This is a genomic window from Candidatus Poribacteria bacterium, from assembly GCA_021295715.1.
GTDB lineage: Bacteria > Poribacteria > WGA-4E > WGA-4E > WGA-3G > WGA-3G.
On sequence record JAGWBV010000029.1, the window covers coordinates 1 to 443 of the forward strand.

The 443-nt window shown below is 46.3% G+C and carries 1 protein-coding gene; it reads right to left on the minus strand.

Features of this window, described 5'->3' with window-relative positions; all coding sequences use genetic code 11:
* Positions 1 to 417 (minus strand): pectate lyase (locus J4G07_08980; GenBank protein ID MCE2414124.1); only part of this gene is annotated, 417 nt, incomplete at its 3' end.
* Positions 418 to 443: the final 26 nt, after the last annotated feature.

Genomic DNA, 443 nt, shown 5'->3' on the forward strand with positions numbered 1-443 from the left:
AATGCGTGCATCCACTGCATCGCGTTTGGGCAATGACGCACCTACACTCTCAAGAACAGAGTGATAAGCCTCTTCAGCCGTCTGCTGGCTGATAGGTATAGTGTCAAAAGGGTGCTGAAGTTTTAATCCTTCAATATATGAACTACCACCCTGAGGATGCACACCACCGTTCCAGTTGTTGGCTGTAACTGCTGCATTCCTATCAACAACGTTATCGGCAATATACCACTTTGCAAAGCCATCAGCCAAATTACGTGAATTGGGATTGACAATTCGGTGTGTCACCTCGCCCGGACGGGTTGCCGGGACCGGCTTATAGTAATTGGCTACCATATTGATAACAGCAAAGTTTAAATTTTCCTTGCCCGGTTGTTCTTTCTCGCCACCATAAGTGCTGTTGTAACCCCAGTTGTACACCACGTTATTCCTGAAATCGTTATATC